At 63.4% G+C, this 18,646-nt stretch carries 15 protein-coding genes; 13 read left to right on the top strand and 2 right to left on the bottom strand.

All coding sequences use genetic code 11. The features are described from left to right. Positions 1 to 99: 99 nt before the first annotated feature. From ABGT83_RS08900 to ABGT83_RS08880, 5 genes are all read left to right on the top strand, one after another. Positions 100 to 894, top strand: coding sequence for a CMP-2-keto-3-deoxyoctulosonic acid synthetase (locus ABGT83_RS08900; RefSeq protein ID WP_346687099.1), 795 nt, complete (start codon positions 100 to 102; stop codon positions 892 to 894). 232 nt (positions 895 to 1,126) lie between these two features. Beyond that, positions 1,127 to 1,786, top strand: a complete 660-nt coding sequence (locus ABGT83_RS08895; protein WP_103264706.1) for a potassium channel family protein — start codon at positions 1,127 to 1,129, stop codon at positions 1,784 to 1,786. A gap of 44 nt (positions 1,787 to 1,830) precedes the next feature. Then, on the top strand, positions 1,831 to 2,502 hold the full coding sequence (locus tag ABGT83_RS08890) for a potassium channel family protein (RefSeq protein WP_346687098.1): 672 nt from the start codon (positions 1,831 to 1,833) through the stop codon (positions 2,500 to 2,502). A 138-nt stretch (positions 2,503 to 2,640) separates the two neighbouring features. Then, positions 2,641 to 3,984, top strand: coding sequence for an adenylosuccinate lyase (gene purB, locus ABGT83_RS08885; RefSeq protein WP_346687096.1), 1,344 nt, complete (start codon positions 2,641 to 2,643; stop codon positions 3,982 to 3,984). 223 nt (positions 3,985 to 4,207) lie between these two features. After that, a complete protein-coding gene (locus ABGT83_RS08880) occupies positions 4,208 to 5,446 on the top strand; it encodes a CaiB/BaiF CoA transferase family protein (RefSeq protein WP_346687094.1) in 1,239 nt (412 codons plus the stop codon). 120 nt (positions 5,447 to 5,566) lie between these two features. Here the strand turns inward: ABGT83_RS08880 and ABGT83_RS08875 are convergent, their stop codons facing one another. Beyond that, the gene (locus tag ABGT83_RS08875; protein WP_346687092.1) at positions 5,567 to 6,922 is read right to left on the bottom strand and encodes a Tat pathway signal protein; all 1,356 of its coding nucleotides are present in this window, start codon (positions 6,920 to 6,922) and stop codon (positions 5,567 to 5,569) included. 483 nt (positions 6,923 to 7,405) lie between these two features. Here ABGT83_RS08875 and ABGT83_RS08870 point away from each other — a divergent pair, with 483 nt between their 5' ends. The 8 genes from ABGT83_RS08870 to ABGT83_RS08835 all read left to right on the top strand — a co-directional run bounded on the left by ABGT83_RS08870 (position 7,406) and on the right by ABGT83_RS08835 (position 17,890). Then, the gene (locus ABGT83_RS08870) at positions 7,406 to 8,116 is read left to right on the top strand and encodes a response regulator transcription factor (protein ID WP_103264709.1); all 711 of its coding nucleotides are present in this window, start codon (positions 7,406 to 7,408) and stop codon (positions 8,114 to 8,116) included. 87 nt (positions 8,117 to 8,203) lie between these two features. Beyond that, entirely contained in the window at positions 8,204 to 9,766 is a 1,563-nt protein-coding gene (locus tag ABGT83_RS08865) for a sensor histidine kinase (RefSeq protein ID WP_187143283.1), read from the top strand. A 73-nt stretch (positions 9,767 to 9,839) separates the two neighbouring features. Beyond that, positions 9,840 to 10,718, top strand: coding sequence for a phosphoribosylaminoimidazolesuccinocarboxamide synthase (locus ABGT83_RS08860; protein ID WP_103264711.1), 879 nt, complete (start codon positions 9,840 to 9,842; stop codon positions 10,716 to 10,718). Positions 10,719 to 10,901: 183 nt separating this feature from the next. Beyond that, positions 10,902 to 11,645, top strand: a complete 744-nt coding sequence (locus tag ABGT83_RS08855; RefSeq protein ID WP_346687091.1) for a hypothetical protein — start codon at positions 10,902 to 10,904, stop codon at positions 11,643 to 11,645. Positions 11,646 to 11,713: 68 nt separating this feature from the next. Next, on the top strand, positions 11,714 to 15,430 hold the full coding sequence (locus ABGT83_RS08850) for a phosphoribosylformylglycinamidine synthase (protein WP_346687089.1): 3,717 nt from the start codon (positions 11,714 to 11,716) through the stop codon (positions 15,428 to 15,430). A 93-nt stretch (positions 15,431 to 15,523) separates the two neighbouring features. Next, the gene (locus ABGT83_RS08845) at positions 15,524 to 16,273 is read left to right on the top strand and encodes a GNAT family N-acetyltransferase (RefSeq protein WP_346687087.1); all 750 of its coding nucleotides are present in this window, start codon (positions 15,524 to 15,526) and stop codon (positions 16,271 to 16,273) included. 27 nt (positions 16,274 to 16,300) lie between these two features. After that, on the top strand, positions 16,301 to 16,522 hold the full coding sequence (locus ABGT83_RS08840) for a DNA-binding protein (protein ID WP_096227435.1): 222 nt from the start codon (positions 16,301 to 16,303) through the stop codon (positions 16,520 to 16,522). Between the two features lie 126 nt (positions 16,523 to 16,648). Further along, positions 16,649 to 17,890 (top strand): Fic family protein, encoded by a 1,242-nt coding sequence (locus tag ABGT83_RS08835; RefSeq protein WP_103264715.1) that lies wholly within the window; start codon positions 16,649 to 16,651, stop codon positions 17,888 to 17,890. Positions 17,891 to 18,094: 204 nt separating this feature from the next. On the opposite strand, the gene ABGT83_RS08830 is transcribed toward ABGT83_RS08835, so the two are convergent. Continuing rightward, entirely contained in the window at positions 18,095 to 18,631 is a 537-nt protein-coding gene (locus ABGT83_RS08830) for a cysteine hydrolase family protein (RefSeq protein ID WP_103264716.1), read from the bottom strand. Between the last annotated feature and the right edge of the window lie 15 nt (positions 18,632 to 18,646).

Genomic DNA, 18,646 nt, shown 5'->3' with positions numbered 1-18,646 from the left:
TCGCCCATTCCGGCAGCAACCTCCCTTACAACAAACCACGCTGTCAACCGCTTCGGCGGTTTGGGGTGCTGCGCTGTGGTCTGAAAGGGAAACGACGTTTTGGCACAGAAGCGGTTCAAACAACGGAAATCGAGTTTCGCCGCGCGGGTGATCGCAGTCGGATGCGCTTCGAGTATTCTGGCGGGATGCATCGGCATCGGCTTCGCTTCCGCGGGTAGTGGAGCCTCTCAGGATGCCGCATCGTTTGGCCTCGAATCGAACGTCGCCGCTTCCAACGAGGATGCGATGGCGTCTTCCCCTATCTCCGACACGTCTGCGAGCGAGTCGCTTACCAAAACGGCATCGCGCGATATTTCCCAAGGCATCGCCGCTATTGAGGCCGAGGAAGAAGCCGCGCGCATCGCTGCCGAGGAAGCTGCCCGTGCCGAGGAAGAGGCGCGCATCGCCGCGGCCGAGCAGGCAAAGGCTGCCGCCCGGCAGACGTCGGCCGAATCGGCCATGGGCTCCCTTGGCGACGTCGACTGGTCGGTTGGCAAAGATGCTTTCCTTGCCGAGTGGACCTCTCGTATCGATTCCTACCTGGCTGGATCGCCTCTTGCGGGACAAGGGGCCGTGTTTGCGGAGGCCGCCTGGAACAATAGCGTGGATCCGCGCTGGTCGCCCGCTATTTCCAACACCGAAAGCTCGAAGGGCGAGAACTGCTTCAAGCCCTACAACGCATGGGGCTGGGGCCAATCTGGTTGGTCGAGTTGGGAAGAAGCTATCAACGCCCATGTGGCTGGCCTCGCGTCTATGTATGGCTACACCATTTCATACGGCAACGCTCAGAAGTACTGCCCCCCGAACTACGATAACTGGTTCAAAGACACTCTCTCCCAAATGAAGATGATCTAGCGCTTTGTGCGCGAGGCCTTGCGTATGCGGCGGTCGTTCGGCTGCCGTTTTTCTTTGCGGACGCAGCGCATGATGGCGGTACTCTCTTGCGGACGCAGCATAGGCGGCTGCATTCTGCGTCTTTCGCGATCGTTGCCGTTCGATGCCGGCGCTGGCATCGTGTGCGGCATATGCAGTATGCTATGGCACACAGCATAGGCGGCGCCGCTCGGCGCCTTATGAAAGGACTTGCATGAACAACGTGATCGTTGTCGGCTGCGGCCGCGTAGGATCTCAGTTGGCGAACATGCTTTCGGACAACGGCAGCAACGTGTGCGTCATCGACCGCAATGCCGACGCGTTCGCGAACCTCGGCCGCTCCTTCAACGGCTCCACCGTGCAAGGTGTGGGCTTTGACGAGGAGACGCTGATCAAGGCCGGCGTCGAGGATTGCGACGTCATGGCCGCGGTTACCCAGTCCGACAACACGAACCTGATGGTGGCCGAGGTAGGGAACCGCTTGTTCGACGTGCCGCATGTCATCGCGCGCCTGTACAACCCCGATCACGAACGCGCTTATATGCAGCTTGGCATCGACTACGTGTGCGGAACCTCGCTCGTGGCCGAGGATGTATTCAGCAAGATCGTATCAGGCCATGGATCGCACCTCGATACGTTTGGCGAGTTCGAGGTATTGCGCTTTTCCCTCGATCTCACGTGGATGGACCGACGTACTATACGCGTCTCCGAGCTGGAGCGCGACCACGATATCCGTATCATCGCGTTCGAGCGCGGTGATGGTTCGGCAAGTTCTATCCCTACGCGCGATTCCATCCTCTACAACGGCGACTCGGTGCTCGCCTGCGTGCGCCATGAGCTGATCGAGTCGTTCTCGAAGTACATTCAAGATTGACCTCCGGATGAGGGCGTCCTGCGCCCGTCACGAAAGGATGCGGTATGTACATCGTCATTGCGGGCGGCGGAAAAGTCGGCGAGTATCTGGCCTCGGTGCTGTTGCAAAGCGGCAACGATGTGGCTGTCATTGACAAGGATCTCACCACTGCAAACAGGCTTTCGGTGGTGCTGGAGGGCCGCTACTTGGTTATTCACGGCGATGGATGCGATTCGAAGTATCAAGAGGATGCGGGCATCCGTCGCGCCGACGTGTTCGTAGCAACCACCGGCCAAGACGACAACAATCTCGTATCGTGCGAGATCGCTCAGCGCGTGTTCAACGTGCCGCGCTGCATTGCGCGTGTGAACAGCCCGAAAAACCTTCGCATCTTCAAGGAGGTCGGCATCGAATGCGTATCGTCGACGACGCTCATCGCCAATCTCATCGAGGAGGAAACCTTGCTTGGCAGCGTGAGCGTGGCTTCGTCGCTCACGCATGGTGACGTGCTGCTGTCGGAGGTCGTCGTACCTCGCATGCGCCACCACTCGAATGAAGCAGGCGTGTTGGCGTCGTCCATTGCAATGCCCGACAACAGCCTGATCGCGGCGGTGAGCACCAAAGACGACGTGGAAGTGGTGAGCGAGGAAACGGTGCTGTTTCCCGGCGATAAGGCCGTCGTCGTGGCTGATGCTTCCGTGCTCGACGAGGTGCGGGCGCTCTTCAAGGGGCTGTAGGGTTCCGCAAGTCTCCCTATGGTGGAATCTGCCGATACTGCGTCTGTTCGCAAGGCGCAAGGCGCTCGCATGCATCCGCTTTCCGCCATGGCGCGTGGTATCATAGCTGCGTCGAAAAACAGCGGGAGAGGAAGCAGCGTGATCAACCGTTACACGCGCCCGGCGATGGGCGCCATCTGGGAGCTTGAGAACAAGTTCAACATCTGGAAGGAAATCGAGGTGCTGGCGTGCGAGGCGCAGGCCGAGCTGGGGCAGTCCGGCATCACGAAGGAGGAGGCCGCGTGGATCCGCGCGCATGCCGACTTCACCGTGGAGCGCATAGACGAGATCGAGAAGGTGACGAACCACGACGTCATCGCGTTCACCACGAACATGGCCGAGTACATCGACGCCGATGTGCCCGAGGGGCAGGAGCCGCCCAGCCGCTGGGTGCACTACGGCATGACCTCGTCCGACCTGGGCGACACGGCGCTGTCCTACCAGATCACGCAGGCGATCGACATCATCCTCGAAGACATCAAGCAGCTGGGCGAGACGTGCAAGCGCCGCGCCTTCGAGTTCCAGGAGACGCTGTGCGTGGGCCGCACGCACGGCATCCATGCCGAGCCCATGACGTTCGGCATGAAGTTCGGCAGCTGGGCCTGGGCCCTCAAGCGCGCCCAGACGCGCATGGAGGAGGCCCGCAAGGTGGCCGCCACGGGAGCCATCAGCGGCGCCGTGGGCACGTATTCCAGCATCGACCCGTTCGTCGAGCAGTTCGTGTGCGAGCGCCTGGGGCTTGAGGCCGACCCGCTGTCCACCCAGGTGCTGGCGCGCGACCGTCACGCCCAGGTCATGGCCGGCCTCGCGGTGACGGCATCCACGCTGGAGTCCATCGCCATGCAGGTGCGCCTGCTGCAGCAGTCCGATGTCATCGAGGCCGAGGAGCCGTTCGCGAAGGGCCAGAAGGGGAGCAGCGCCATGCCGCACAAGCGCAACCCCATCACGGCCGAGCGCGTCTGCGGCCTGGCCCGCACCGTGAAGTCCAACGCGCAGGTGGCCTTCGACAACGTGGCGCTGTGGTACGAGCGCGACATCAGCCACTCCGGCGCCGAGCGCGTCGCGCTGGCCGACAGCTTCATCGCGCTCGACTACATGTTCGGCAAGATGCAGTGGATGCTCGACGGCCTGCAGACCTACCCCGCCAAGATGGAGCACAATCTGTGGCGCACGAAAGGCCTCATCTTCAGCTCGAAGGTGCTGCTGGCGCTCGTGGACACGGGCATCAGCCGCGAAGACGCCTACGTCATCGTGCAGCGCAACGCCATGAAGGTGTGGGAGGATATCCAGAACGCCGTGGACGGCCCCACCTACCGCGAGAACCTCGAGGCCGACCTCGAAGCGAACCTCTCGGCCGAGGTGCTCGACGAGATATTCGACCCCTGGGACTTCCTCACCCGCAAAGACGTGGTGTTCGACCGCCTCAAGGAGTTGGAGTTCTAAGCTTCAAGGTTGCGCAGAGGATCCGAGTCTGGCGCGGCACCGTTGCAGAAGCGCTTGTCGCGCTTCGATTTGGGCAGATCCCCCCGATTGTCGCAGCAAATTTGACTCTCGCGCTTGCCAAGGTGCACAATGAAAGCAAGCGCATCCTGAAGCTGGGATTCCGGTTTGCATCGGGGATGATGCTCGTGCAAGATTCAATATTCAACGAATCAGGGAGGTAGCCATGTTGCCACTGAAAGGCGTTAAGGTAGTCGATCTGACCACGTTCCTCGCCACGCCAACGACCGGTCGCGTGCTGGGAGAGTGGGGAGCCGACGTCATCAAGGTCGAGTCGGCCAAGGGCGATCCCGGGCGCGTGAATCAGGCGGTCGTTTTCGGCATGACGGCGAGCGACGATGAGAACCTCGGATTCGACATGGCGAACATGCACAAGCGTTTCGTCTCGCTTAACCTCAAGAGCGAAAAGGGCCTCGAGGTCATGCACAAGCTGCTGGCCGACGCCGATATCTTCATCACGAACAACCGCACGAAGTCGCTCGCGAAGATGGGCCTTGATTGGGAGAGCCTCCATGCGAAATATCCGCGCCTCATCATGGGGCATGGACTTGGCTACGGCAAGAAGGGGCCCGAAAAGGATGCGGCGGGCTTCGACGTCACGTGCTACATGGGGCGCGGCGGCGTGTTCGGCACCACGGTGAACAGGGGAGACGCCCCCATGATTCCGACGAACGGCTACGGCGACTTCCAGGCGTCGATGTTCTTGGCAGCGGGCTTGTTGGCCGCCTACATCGGTCGCGAGCAGACCGGCGAGGGCGACTACGTTACCTGCGCGTTGCAGCATGCAGGCATTTACGCGCTGTCGACGGGCATGGTGTCGGCTCAGTACGGCAACCCGTACCCGAAGAGCAGGACGGAGGTCAACAATCCGCTCAACAACGTCTTCCATTCGAAGGACGACAAGTGGGTGGTGCTCTGCCTGCCCGAATACGATCGCGATTGGCCGCGCGTCATGAAACTTATCGGTCGCGAAGAGCTGGCCGAGCACCCCGACTATTCAGTGTGCCAGACAGTCAACGACAAGGGCCTCGCCCCCGAAGTCACCAAGATCCTCGACGACGGCTTCGCTCAGTTCACCCGCGAAGAGCTGTTGAAGATGTTCAAGGAGAACGACATGCCGTGCGAGCCCGCACAGACGCCGCTTGACGTCTACGAGGACCAAAACGCTCTCGTGAACGAGTACATCGCCCCGGTTCCCTATCCGAAGGGCGACCGCTGGTGCCCGACGGCGCCCGTGCAGTTCGAGCTGAACGATTCGCTGGCGCTCGAGCCCACTGGCATGCTTGGCTCGGCGACGGCCGACGTCATGAAGGAGCTCGGCTATTCCGACGACGAAATCAAGGCTGCCATCGAGGAAGGCGCCGTCACTGAAGCAACGCCGCTCAAGGTGTTGCAGGGTAAGTAGCGGACAGCCATAGGCTCGCACAGCTAACAAGGCAAACGATTCGAACGAGACCGCGCCTCGGCGCGGTCTCGTTCGACGTGCACTCTAAGAAAGGCTGCAACCACTCCCAGGGGATCGGCACTACGCGAGCGGCTTCCAGACCTTCACGACGCAGCATTTTCGCGGCTCGCCGTTTACCGGGTTGTCATCGACGTTCGTGAACGTGACGATACTGTCGTGCACGCCGGTAGTGGCCAGGTACTCGCCGTAATCATCCGCGCCGTTTTCGATTTCGAAGCGGAAGCTCTCGTTCGCATTCAAGTCGATGCCGCACACGTTGAGCGTGGACTTCACCATAAGGTATGATCCGCACCAGGCGGGAGCGGCGGTGGGCGTACGGTTGAACCGGAACCAAGGCACGTCGCTGTAGCTGCCCTCGGTTACGGTGACCGTAGGAGCGTATGTTCCCAGGTTCGCGATGCCTCCGCCGTAATTGTAGATAGCGTCGAACGAGAACAAAAAGCCCGTCTGCCCGTACCCGGCTTCAAGAGGCCGCATCGATGTCGGTAGCGCCATGGTGTCCAACACGTCGTTCGTGCGTGCGTCGAGACGCGTGAGCTGGTAATGGATGGAAGACGTGTCGGTGCGCGGCGAGATGACGACGGAGTCTGCCAAACCGTAGGGAGGCGTGGCCATACGGCCGTTCGACGTGAAGGCGATTTCGGCATCGGATGCGCCCATGGTCGCGCGTTTGAGCGTGGAGCCCTCGGTTTTTTTGCTGCCGTCAATTCGGGGCAGCACCTGCCAAAATGCCCGATCGCCCACGGCGGCGATCGTGGGCGTCTGCCATTCGCCGTCGCCTTCGTCAACCAATGCCGGCTCGCCGATGCTCGACCCGTCCGAGGTTGCGGTGTAGATGCGCCACGTGCCGTCGAGTATGTCCGCTTCCGTCCAGATCACGCCTTCCGATGTGGCTCGCACATCGTAGATTTCAAAACCCTCGGCGGTGCCGACAGCTTGTTCGAGCACCGTGGTGCACGAACCGGAACCGAGGGCGAGCAAGCCCACCTGGGCGATAGGGCTCGACTGCTCCGTGGGCAACAGGCAGGCGGCGATATCATCGTCATTCGCCCAGACGAGCGTCCCGTAAGGCAGCTCGAAACTGCCGGCGAGTGCCATGCGCTCCGATGCATCGACCTCCGAGCAAGCGTCAGAGGTGGTGACGGAGCTTTCAGGCACCGTAAGCACAGTCAGGTCGTCGGACGAGGCGCTCTGCATCTGGTCGACGATGACAGAGCCGCCGCCGGCAAGGGCCGCGACGGCCCCGACGCCCAAGGCGCCGAAAAGGAAGTGGCGCCTTGTGAGCAGCACATCGCCGCCGTTCGGTGTAGGGATGTGGAAGCCGCCGCCGGATCCTCCCAAGCCGCCGCCGGGACCGTTTGAGCCGCCTGCTGCCCTCGGGCTGCGTGCTCCCGCCGCCCGATGTGTTCCGCCCACACTCGTCGATCCGCGCCCGTTGGGCCCGTCTGCGGTTCCGCCGGTTGGACGTCGATGCGCGCCGCTTGGACGCGGGCCCCTCGAGCCGCCTAAGCCGGCGACGTTACCAACGCTGGGCGCTTCGCCCCTCCGGCCGCCACCCGATGCTGCGCCGCCCAGTCCGGCGACGTTTCCGACGTGACCGCCGTGGGATCCGCCCGTCCTGCCGCCGGCGTACAGTGAGCCGTTCGCAGAGGCCGACCTCCGGCTGGCGCGTCGTGCTGCCGACGAGTGCGATTTGGCGTGATGAGAGTGTGTTGATCTGCGGGTTACCATGGTGTTTATTGTGTCATTTCACGCACAGGTTCGAGCCCGTTCGAGTCTAATTGCTACAATAAACGCAAACACGACCTATGCGCTCGGAGCTGGCCTGTACAGGGAAGGAAGCGGGCCGAGCGGGCTCCGTGAGAACTCGGAAAGACGACGAGCTTGAGGAGTGACCCTATGAGCAACGAAACACGACGCATCCTTTTGGTTGAAGACGAAAAAGCCATCCGCGACGCCGTGACGGCCTATCTTGAGCGTGAGAATTACTGGGTGACGGCGGTCGGCGACGGCCAGGAGGCGCTCGAGGAGTTCTCGAAGCACCATTTCGACCTGGTCATCCTCGACCTCATGCTGCCCCGCGTGCCGGGCGAGCGCGTCTGCCGCGCCATCCGCGACAACTCCGACGTGCCCATCATCATGCTCACCGCGAAGGGCGAAGTGGAAGACCGCATCATCGGCCTGGAGCTGGGCGCCGACGACTACCTGGTGAAGCCGTTCAGCCCCCGCGAGCTGGTGGCCCGCGCTCGCGCCCTGCTGCGCCGCGTGCACGCCGATTCGGAGCCGCAGCGCGAAGTGCTGGAGTTCGGCGAGCTCACCATCGACGTGTCGGGCCACAAAGTGCTGGTCAACAACGAGGAAATCGACCTCACCGCCAGCGAGTTCAAGCTGCTCACCACGCTCTCTCGCTACCCCGGACGTGTGTATTCGCGCATGGAGCTGGTGGAGAAGGTGCTGGGCTACGACTTCGAGGGCTATGAGCGCACCATCGACAGCCATGTGAAGAACCTGCGCGCGAAGATTGGCGACAACCCGCGCAGTCCGAAATGGCTGCACACCGTGCACGGCGTGGGCTATCGCTTCGAGGACCCCACCAAGGTTTCCCAGTAATCCGACGTGGAGGAAGCGAGGCGACAGGATCCTGCTGACGGGCAGGACTCGTGCGAATCGAGGCAGCGCTCGGGCGGCGTTGAGCGCGTGACGGTCGAGGCCGACGGCGGTGCAACCGGCCCCATTGTCCTTCCCGCCGGCGACGAGGCCGGGAAACGCAAGCGCACGCATCGGCGACTGCGGTGGGATAACTTCACCTATACGACGCGCGTCACCGCGGCATTCGCGTTTGTTGCCGCGATGACCGCTCTTGTGGCCATCGGCGTGCTTTCATTCGTGTGGGAGCAGCACTTCCAAACGTACACGCAGGAGAACATGAAGTCTCTCGCGGAATCGACCGCGCGGAACATCGAGGAAATCTACGACGAGACGGGCACGCTCGACGACCCTCGCGTGATTGCCGCCGCTGAGTATGCGGCAACAATGAACAGCGGTATCGGCGTGTCCATCCGCCAAAACGGAGGCGGCTTCATTTGGGACTCCACCCAGGTGGGGGAGTCGGGCAGCGATTGGAGGTCGGACGCGGGAAGGTTATCGCTCGCCCCGCAGCCTTCTTCGAACAGCCAGTTCGCCTATGCGAACATCGAGCACGATGACAGAGCGGTCGGCTCCGTAAATGTGTGGGTGCTCGGATCTCAAACCCTGTTGCGCTCGGCAGACGAGGAGTTCCGCGACAATTCCTACCAGGCTATGGTATTCGCCACGGTGCTGGCCATCGTGCTTGCTTCGTGCATCGGGTTCCTGTTCGCCCGTGCTCTCGTCAGCCCTATCAACCGCATGACGAGAACCGCCAAAGCCATCAAGGAAGGCGATCTGTCTGCGCGCACGGAGCTGCACGGCGAAGACGAAATCGCGCGACTTGGCGAGACGTTCGACGCCATGGCCGATTCCATTGAGCGCGATCGCGAGCTTGAGCGCCGGCTGACCACCGACGTGGCCCATGAGCTGCGCACGCCGCTCATGGCGATACAGTCCACCGTGGAGGCTATGGTGGACGGAGTGTTCGAGGCCGACGAGGAGCGGCTGGAAACGGTGAACTCTGAGGTGCAGCGTCTCAGCCGTCTGGTCGATGCCATTTTGAAGCTCTCGCGTCTCGAAAACCGTTCAACTCCCATGAAGACGGAAGTCGTGGACGTCGGCGAGCTTATCGAGGGCATCGTGGCCACGCATGAGGCGTTCGTGGCGGATTCGAATCTCACGCTTACCTACGAAATGGAGCGCAACGTGCGGGTGCTCGGAGATGCCGATATGATCCGCCAGGCTACCGCCAACCTCATCTCGAATGCGGTTCGCTATACGCCAGAAGGCGGGCATATCACGGTGCGCGTACGTCGCGGCGACATCATGGCGGCCATCCAGGTGGAGGATACGGGCATCGGCCTTACGCCTGACGAAGCTAAGATGGTGTTCTCGCGATTCTGGCGCGCCGACGCGGGGCGCACGCGCGAGAGCGGAGGGTTGGGCATCGGACTCTCGGTGGTGAAAGAGATCGTCGACCGGCATCATGGCTGGGTGCAGGTGGAGGGGTGCGCGGGCGTAGGAGCTTGCTTCACCATCCACATCCCGCTATACACGGGAGAGGATCAGAAAGCGGTACGTCCCCCGAAGGCGCAGAAATCGCGCGGAAAGTCGCGCAAAGATCAGAAATAGACGATAATGGGATATGGCGCGCGCAGGGGCGGGCGCCATGCGGAGTTGTTGAGAGAGCAACGAAAGGACCAGCATGGCCGGAATTGACATCACACCCGACGCGCAAGGCAAAGTGCGCGATCTGTACGACCTGGGAGACAGGCTCCTGCTGGTGGCGACGGACCGCATCTCAGCGTTCGATTACATCTTGGAAGACGAGATCCCGCACAAGGGCGCGGTGCTCACGCAGCTGTCGTGCTTCTGGTTTGAGCTGCTGGACGGCGTGGTGGAGAATCACCTCATCAGCGCCGACGTGGCCGACCTGCCCGAGCAGTTCAAGCCGTACGCCGACTACCTGCGCGGGCGCTTCATGCTGGTGAAAAAAGCCGACATGTTCCCCGCCGAGTGCATCGTGCGCGGCTACCTGGCCGGCAGCGGACTGGCGGAGTACCAGAAACAGGGTACGGTGTGCGGCATTCAACTGCCTGAGGGCCTCGTGAACTCGTCGAAGCTGCCCGAGCCCATCTTCACGCCGTCCACGAAGGCCGAGATAGGCGACCACGACGAGAATATCAGCTACGAGCGCCTCGTGGAGATCATCGGTGAGGACGACGCCTCCAAGCTGCGCGACCTGTCCATCAAGGTGTACACCACGGCGCGCGACCATGCCGAGAAGCAGGGCATCGTCATCGCCGACACGAAGTTCGAGTTCGGCCGTCTGAATGGCCAGATCATCCTGGCCGACGAGGTGCTGACCCCCGACTCGTCTCGCTTCTGGCCGGGCGACGAGTACGCCGAGGGCAAGGACCAGCCCAGCTTCGACAAGCAGTTTGTGCGCGATTGGCTGAACGCGAACTGGGACCGTCAGGGCAACCCGCCCCGCCTGCCCCAGGACATCATCGATCGCACGAGCGAGAAGTACATCCAGGCCTACGAGAAGATCACGGGCCGGACTTTTGTTCCGTTTGTCTAGCGGCAAGCGGAACTCCTCGACGCTGCGGGGCGCCGAGGCACCCGATCTCGGCGCTCCAAGCTTTGCCCACGTGCGCAAGCACGCTTCGCAAAGCTTTCGCGCCAATCCCGGGCACCTCGGCGCCTCTCGCTGACTTTGCGAGACCTGCGAAGTTCAAAAGCATTCAACAAGGAGCAACATACCATGTCCCAACGCAACCCCATGAACGACCGTTATCAGACCGACGAGCATGTGGGCAAAACCCGCAAAAGCGCCGCGTCGGCAAAGCCGAAGACCAAGGCCGCTGCAACGGTGCGCGTGCAGTCGACGAAGAAGCCCAAGAAAAAGGGATTCTTCGGCGGCGGAGGCGGTGGCAACCAGCAGAGCAAGTCGGCCAAGAAGCTTGAGCGTGAGAAGCGCGCTGAGCTGAACAGGAAGTATTACCACCCGCCGACTCGCGAATACCAGCGGATGCGCAAGCTGTGGTGGGGCCTCATCATCGGAGCTATCGTCTGCGGCGTCGTCACGTTCGCCGGCCAGCAGCTTCTACCTACGCCTCTGGTGTACGTGTTGCTGGCCGTCACCTACCTGTTGGCAGTGGCCGCACTGCTGCTGGATTCCATGAAGATTCGCAAGCTGCGTCGTATCTATCAGGACCAGATGGAGCACAAGAGCAAGGACATCCGCGCCATGGAAAAGGCGGAGCGTGCGGCCCAGAAAGCCCAGCAGCGCGCCGCCAAGGAAGCTTCTGAGGGCGAGCCTGCCAAGGAAGAAGAGCCCAAGAAGCGAGGCCTGTTCGGAAGCGGCTTTCGGTTGAGCAAGGCTGAGAAGGAAAAGGCGGCGAAGGGTTCGTCCGACGAACCGGCCGATCAGAGCGAGACCTCTGCACGCGAAGCCGCTTCAACTGAGCCTGCTAAAACCGGTAAGCAGAACAAAGCGTCGAAGTAGCCGTACGCCGGCAGGCCGAAATCGACGAGCAGTGGAATCGCAGGATTCGATGAAGTAAGGTGGGGACCATGGTTTCTCGCGTGTATGTTGAGAAGAAGCCCGGCTTCGACGTGGAGGCGCAGCAGCTCGCCCACGAGCTGCGCGACATCTTAGGGATCGAGCGGCTCGAAGGCCTGCGCCTGGTGAACCGCTACGACGTGGAGGGCATCTCGGACGAGCTGTTCGCTCAGTGCGTGCCCACGGTGTTCAGCGAGCCGCAGTCCGACGTGGCCACGTTGGAGATGCCGGCGGCGGAGGGCGCGGCCGTGTTCGCGGTGGAGTACCTGCCCGGGCAGTTCGACCAGCGTGCCGACTCGACCAGCGAGTGCATACAGCTGATCAGCCAGGGCGAGCGTCCCGAGGTGTGCAGCGCGAAGGTGTACCTGCTGGAGGGCCCGCTCGCCGACGAGGACGTGGCCGCCATCAAGCATTACGTGATCAACCCCATCGAGGCGCGCGAGGCCTCTCTCGAGCCGCGCGAGACGCTGCGCATGGAGCAGCCCGTGCCGCCCATGGTGGAGACGGTGGAGGGCTTCCTCGACCTGGACGAGGCGGGGCTCGCGGCGTTCATCGCCGACCGCGGCCTGGCCATGGATCTGGCCGACCTCGCGTTCTGCCAGCGGTACTTCGCGGAGGAGGGGCGCAACCCCACCATCACCGAGATCAAGATGATCGACACCTACTGGTCCGACCACTGCCGCCACACCACGTTCGGCACGGTGCTCGACGACGTGCGGATCGACGACGAGGCCGTGCGGGCGGCCTTCGAGAAGTACCTGGCCATGCGCCACGAGCTGGGCCGCGACGAGAAGCCGGTGTGCCTCATGGACATGGGCACCATCGGCGCGCGCTGGCTGAAGGCGAAGGGCATCCTCACCGGGCTCGACGAGTCCGAGGAGATCAACGCCTGCACCGTGAAGGTGAACGTGGACGTTGACGGCGAGGAGCAGGACTGGCTGTACCTGTTCAAGAACGAGACGCACAACCACCCCACCGAGATCGAGCCGTTCGGCGGCGCGGCCACCTGCGTGGGCGGCGCCATCCGCGACCCGCTTTCCGGGCGCAGCTACGTGTATCAGGCCATGCGCCTGACCGGCGCGGCCGACCCGCTGGTGCCCGTGAGCGAGACGCTGCCCGGCAAACTGCCGCAGCGCAAGCTGGTGACCACGGCCGCGGCGGGCTATTCGTCGTACGGCAACCAGATCGGCCTTGCAACCGGCCAGGTGAACGAGCTGTACCATCCCGGCTACGCGGCCAAGCGCATGGAGATCGGCGCGGTGGTGGGCGCGACGCCGGCTGACCATGTGCGGCGCGAGACGCCGGCCCCGGGCGATGTGATCGTGCTCCTGGGCGGGCGCACGGGCCGCGACGGCATCGGCGGCGCCACGGGATCGTCGAAGGCGCACAAGCTGGAATCGCTCGAGACGTGCGGCGCGGAGGTGCAGAAGGGCAACGCGCCCGTCGAGCGCAAGATCCAGCGCCTGTTCCGCCGCGGCGACGCGTGCCGCATGATCAAGCGCTGCAACGACTTCGGCGCGGGCGGCGTGTCCGTGGCCGTGGGCGAGCTGGCCGACGGCCTGTTCATCGACCTGAACAAGGTGCCGAAGAAGTACGAGGGCCTGGACGGCACGGAGCTCGCCATCGCCGAGAGCCAGGAGCGCATGGCCGTGGCGCTTGCGCCCGAGGACGTGGACGCGTTCATCGCGCTCGCGCACGAGGAGAACCTCGAGGCCACGCCTATCGCCGAGGTCACGGAAGAGGCGCGCGTGCGCATGGAGTGGAACGGCTCCACCATCGTGGACGTGAGCCGCGACTTCCTCAACAGCAACGGCGCGGCCAAGCACCAGGACGTGCATGTGGTGCCGGGCGGCGGCTACGAGCGCACGTGGGAGGGCGAGACGCTGGCCGAGCGCCTGGGCGCGCTCGTGCGCGACCTGAACGTGTGCTCGAACAAGGGCCTGTCGGAGCGCTTCGACTCCACCATCGGCGCGGCCACGGCGCTCATGCCGTTCGGCGGCGCGCGCCAGCTCACGCCGGCAATGGCCATGGTGGCGAAGCTGCCCGTGTTCGGCGAGACCTCCACGGTGAGCGGCATGGCCTGGGGCTTCAACCCGTACCTCACGGCGGCGAACCCGTTCGTGGGCTCGTATGTCGCCGTGGTGGAGAGCGTGGCGAAGCTGGCGGCCGCCGGTTTCGCGCGCGAGGACATGTACCTCACGTTCCAGGAGTACTTCGAGAAGCTGCGCGACGAGCCCGAGCGCTGGGGCAAGCCCGCCGCGGCCGTGCTGGGCGCGCTGATGGCGCAGGTAGACCTGGGCGTGGGGGCCATCGGCGGCAAGGACTCTATGTCCGGCAGCTTCGAGCAGCTTGACGTGCCGCCGACTTTGGTGTCGTTCGCGACGGCCGTGGGGTCGATCGACCGCGTGACGTCTCCCGAGTTCAAGGGGGCGGGCCATCGGGTGGCGCGCATTGCTCCCGCGGCTTACGACGGCGTGGTGCCCGAGGCGGCGGGGCTGCTGGAGGCCATCGCGGTTGTGGAGTGCCTCATCGGCGAGGGCGCGGCGCTCGCCGTGTCGACGCCCGGCTACGGCGGGACGGCCGAGGCCCTGTTCAAGATGTGCGTGGGCAACGGCATCGGGCTGACGCTGGACGAAGCCGTGACGGCCGACGAGCTGTTCGCTCCCGCCTACGGCAGCTTCCTCGTGGAGCTGGCCGACGACGCCGCAGTGCCCGCCGCCGGCAAAGCCGTGCGCGTTGACGTGCTGGGCGAAACGACGGAGGCCTACCAGTTCGCCGCCTGCGGCGAGACGATCCCCCTCGCCGACCTGCAAGAGGCCTGGGAATCGCAGCTGGAGCCCGTGTTCCCGTACCGCGCCGAGGGCGAGCGCGTGGAGCCGGTGTCCTTCGGCAGCGCCACGCCCCTCACCTACAACGGAACCATCGCGCGTCCGCGCGTGGTCATCCCCGTGTTCCCGGGCAACAACTGCGAGTACGACTCCGCGCGTGCCTTCGAGCAGGCGGGGGCCGTGGTGGACACGTTCGTCATCAACAACCTCACGCCCGACAAGGTGGCCGAGAGCACGGCCGAGCTGGTGCGGCTCATCAACAACAGCCAGATCATCATGCTGCCGGGCGGCTTCTCCGGCGGCGACGAGCCCGACGGCTCCGCCAAGTTCATCACGGCGTTCTTCCGCGCCCCCGCGGTGACGGAAGCGGTGCGCGACCTGCTGCAGAACCGCGACGGCCTGATGCTCGGCATCTGCAACGGCTTCCAGGCGCTCGTGAAGCTGGGCCTCGTGCCGTTCGGCGACATCCGCCCGATGGACGAGAGCTGCCCCACGCTCACGTTCAACGACATCGGCCGCCACCAGAGCCGCCTCGTGCGCACGCGCGTGGCGTCCAGCCTGTCGCCGTGGCTCTCGCGCTGCGAGGTGGGCGACGTGCACACGGTGCCGGTGAGCCATGGCGAGGGCCGCTTCGTGGCGAGCGATGAGCTGCTCGCCCAGCTGCGCGACGCCGGCCAGATAGCCACGCAGTACGTGGGGGCGGACGGCCAGCCGTCCATGGACCTGGACGTGAACCCCAACGGCTCCGCCTGGGCGGTCGAGGGCATCACGAGCCCCGACGGCCGCGTCCTCGGCAAGATGGGCCACAGCGAGCGCCGCGGCGCGGGCCTGTACCAGAACGTTCCCGGCGACCTGTTCCAGCCCTTGTTCGAAGGCGGCGTGGGCTACTTCACCGACTAAACGTCCCCCATGGGGACAGTCCCCATGGGGGACGTTCGGGCGGCGCGTCCTTCGGGGCGCGTCGCTTTCTCGATTAAAAAGGACGGGATGCCCATGGAACCCGAATTCGTCAACCTCACGCCGGAGAACCTCGCCGACGAGCACCTCTCCTGCCTCATCCGCGTCAAAAAGCCCCATCCGGGCGTCGAGGCGAAGCGCCGATGGCTGGCCGACCGCCTGCGCGAGGGCCATGTGTTCCGCAAGCTGCAGGTGAAGGACCCGGTGTTCATCGAGTACGCCCCGCTTGAGACGGCGTGGGTTCCCATCGTGGGCGACAACTACCTGTACGTGTACTGCCTCTGGGTGTTGGGCGCGTCCAAGGGGAAAGGGTACGGGCGCGCTCTCATGGAGCACTGCCTTGCCGATGCGCGCGAGCAGGGCAAGTCGGGCGTGTGCATGCTGGGCTCGAAGAAGCAGAAGTCGTGGCTGTCCGACCAATCGTTCGCGAAGAAGTTCGGCTTCGAGGCGGTGGACGCCACGGACGACGGGTACGAGCTGCTTGCCCTGTCGTTCGACGGCACCGTGCCGGCGTTCGCGCCGCGCGCCAAGGCGCAGAGGATCGAGCGCGACGAGCTGACGATCTACTACGATTTCCAGTGCCCCTACGTGCCCGGGCATATCGCCGCGGTGCAGCGGTACTGCGAGGAGAACGATGTCCCGCTGACGTTGATCCAGGTCGATTCGCTGCAAACGGCGAAGGACCTACCCTGCGTGTTCAACAACTGGGCCGTGTTCTACAAGGGCACGTTCGAGACCGTGAACCTGCTGGATACCGCGTATTTGAAGCGGATACTCAAGAAATAGGCGAGACTCCGGCGAAGGAGGTGCGGAATGGGTTTTCTCGAAAGCTTCAACCGCGGGCTGAGCGGGGATGACGGCTACGAGTTCGCGGGCAGGCAGGTGGCGTGCTCGCACTGCGGCGGCACCGCGTTCGACGAGCGGTCGGCGCAGCTCAACACGATGGGCCTCACGTTCCTCGACCTCGATTGGGCGAACAGGAGCGCCACGGTCCTCGTCTGCAAGGACTGCGGCCACCTCGAGTGGTTCTTGTGATGCAGGTGCGGAAAGGTATCAAATAGAAACTGATTTCCTGTCGCTATTTGATAGAAATCGCGATTTTGATCAAATAGGAGAGTACAATGACGCTTGTATTTGATAACAAACGGGCAGGATCAGTATATGAGCGACTACCCAACGCTGGAAAAACTTTTCTATTCCGACTCGTCGTCCGAGCGCGTCGAGCATGTGAAGGCCGAGGCTGAGAGGCGGCTCAACAACCCCGCCTCATTCCGCACGGGCATCGAGCTGTCCTCGGGGGAGCTCTTCCTGGCAACGCCGCGCGAGCTGTCTCTCCTCAACGAGAAGATGCTTCGGGCGGAGCGCAAAGTGTCCCAGCTTTGGCGCGATTTGCCGGGTATCGCGCGGTGGGCGTACTTGCGCAGCCTCATCATGGACGAGATCATGTTCACCAACGAGATGGAAGGTGTCCACAGCTCCCGGCGGCAGATCGAGGAGGCGCTCGAAAGCGCGGAGGCGAAGCGGCCGACGAAGGAGGCAAAGCGGTTCAGGGAATTCGCCAGCCTTTACCTGGAGCTCACCGATTCGAACCACGTGTACCCTCAAACACCTGCCGACATCAGGGCGATTTACGACAAGGTGGTGGCCGACGCCATCGATGACCGGGATCTGCCGGATGGGAAGCTGTTCCGGGCCGGGCTCGTGGACGTGAAGTCGGCGAGCCAGAAGACGCTTCACACGGGAGTGGGTCCGGAAAGCAAGATCGTCGAGATGATCGACCGTATGATCGAGCTGGTTGCCTCGCCCGACATCCCGCAAACATATTCGGCTATCCTCTCGCATTTCCTGTTCGAGTACATCCATCCGTTCTACGACGGCAACGGAAGGACGGGGCGGTATCTGTTGGCGCTCTATTTGAGCGAGCCGTTGTCGGAGACGACGGTGCTTTCCCTTTCGCGCGTGATCGCGGAGAACAAGAGCAAGTATTACAAAGCGTTCGATGTGACCGAACGTCCGATGAACCATGCTGAAGCCACCTTCTTCGTGATGCAGATCATAGAGCTGATCAGGTTGGCACAAGACTCGCTCATCGAGAGCATCGAACTGAAGCGGATGCAGCTCGACGCCGCTTGCGCGTGCATGGGGCGGCTAGCATCGGAATGCGAGCTTACCGACATGGCTGTGAACGTGCTGTTCGTCATGGCCCAGTTCCACCTGTTCGGCGCGTTTTCCGAGGCCTCGCTCAAGGATATCGCCGGGAACCTCGAGGTGAGCACGCAGACGGCGCGCCGGTACTTGCAAGAGCTGGAGGGGAAGGGCCTCATCGCAACCGTATCGAGGAAGCCGCTCAAGTTCGTGCTGAGCGACAAGACCGTGGAAGCGCTCGAGATGCCTGCGGCTTAAGGCTGCGGCGCGGAGGCTCGCTTCACGCTACCTTCGACGGCGTGTTCGTGTTCTGAACGCTAGTCGTTCGGCATTCTGAAGGATTTCAATCATCGCCTTCTCATCGGACTTCGACCAGTTCGCCGCGCTGCCCGACGTGCTCACGAGCGCAGCGATGGGCCCCGCGTCGTGCGAAGCGGTCATCTTCAAACGGCAATCTGAGCTTTACCAGGGAATCTCGTCCAAGGTGCAGACGTTCGCGCCGTACACCTCTTTCAGGTACGCGAGGCCGGCCTCGTAGTCCTCGTCGGTGAACGAGGAGGTCGTCTCGCGGGGGACGACGATGTCGTAGCCGTAGCAGTAGCCGTCGGCGCACGTGTGGCGGCAGCACATGTGCGTGTGCAGCCCGGTGACGATGAGCGTGTCCACGCCCAGCTCCTGCAGCGTGATGTGCATGTCGGTCTGGAAGAAGCCGGAGTAGCGGCGCTTCGGGATGATGTAGTCGCCCTCCTTCGGCGTAAGCTCCGGGATGACCTCGGCGCCCTCGGTTCCGCGGACGGCGTGGTCGCCCCACAGCTCCAGCTCGCGGTCGATGCCCTTGAGGTGCGAGTCGTTCGCGTAGACGACCGGGACGTCGCGCTCACGCGCGGCGTCGCATAGGCGCTGCAACGGCTCGACGATCTTCTTGGCGTTGTCACAGCCGAGCGACCCGGTGACGAAGTCGTTCAGCATGTCGACGACGATGACGGCATAACGTGCCATGTTCGTACTCCTCTC

The organism is Enteroscipio rubneri (assembly GCF_963929405.1).
GTDB lineage: Bacteria > Actinomycetota > Coriobacteriia > Coriobacteriales > Eggerthellaceae > Enteroscipio > Enteroscipio rubneri.
This window is presented reverse-complemented; position numbering and strand designations above follow the sequence as displayed.

What these genes read in the sequence shown, in the direction of transcription:
- ABGT83_RS08870 (WP_103264709.1), top strand. Translation starts at nt 7,406, where the DNA reads ATGAGCAACGAAACACGACGCATCCTTTTGGTTGAAGACGAAAAAGCC.
- ABGT83_RS08835 (WP_103264715.1), top strand. Translation starts at nt 16,649, where the DNA reads ATGAGCGACTACCCAACGCTGGAAAAACTTTTCTATTCCGACTCGTCG.
- ABGT83_RS08845 (WP_346687087.1), top strand. Translation starts at nt 15,524, where the DNA reads ATGGAACCCGAATTCGTCAACCTCACGCCGGAGAACCTCGCCGACGAG.
- ABGT83_RS08840 (WP_096227435.1), top strand. Translation starts at nt 16,301, where the DNA reads ATGGGTTTTCTCGAAAGCTTCAACCGCGGGCTGAGCGGGGATGACGGC.
- ABGT83_RS08830 (WP_103264716.1), bottom strand. Translation starts at nt 18,631, where the DNA reads ATGGCACGTTATGCCGTCATCGTCGTCGACATGCTGAACGACTTCGTC.
- ABGT83_RS08895 (WP_103264706.1), top strand. Translation starts at nt 1,127, where the DNA reads ATGAACAACGTGATCGTTGTCGGCTGCGGCCGCGTAGGATCTCAGTTG.
- ABGT83_RS08850 (WP_346687089.1), top strand. Translation starts at nt 11,714, where the DNA reads ATGGTTTCTCGCGTGTATGTTGAGAAGAAGCCCGGCTTCGACGTGGAG.
- ABGT83_RS08855 (WP_346687091.1), top strand. Translation starts at nt 10,902, where the DNA reads ATGTCCCAACGCAACCCCATGAACGACCGTTATCAGACCGACGAGCAT.
- ABGT83_RS08860 (WP_103264711.1), top strand. Translation starts at nt 9,840, where the DNA reads ATGGCCGGAATTGACATCACACCCGACGCGCAAGGCAAAGTGCGCGAT.
- ABGT83_RS08890 (WP_346687098.1), top strand. Translation starts at nt 1,831, where the DNA reads ATGTACATCGTCATTGCGGGCGGCGGAAAAGTCGGCGAGTATCTGGCC.
- ABGT83_RS08880 (WP_346687094.1), top strand. Translation starts at nt 4,208, where the DNA reads ATGTTGCCACTGAAAGGCGTTAAGGTAGTCGATCTGACCACGTTCCTC.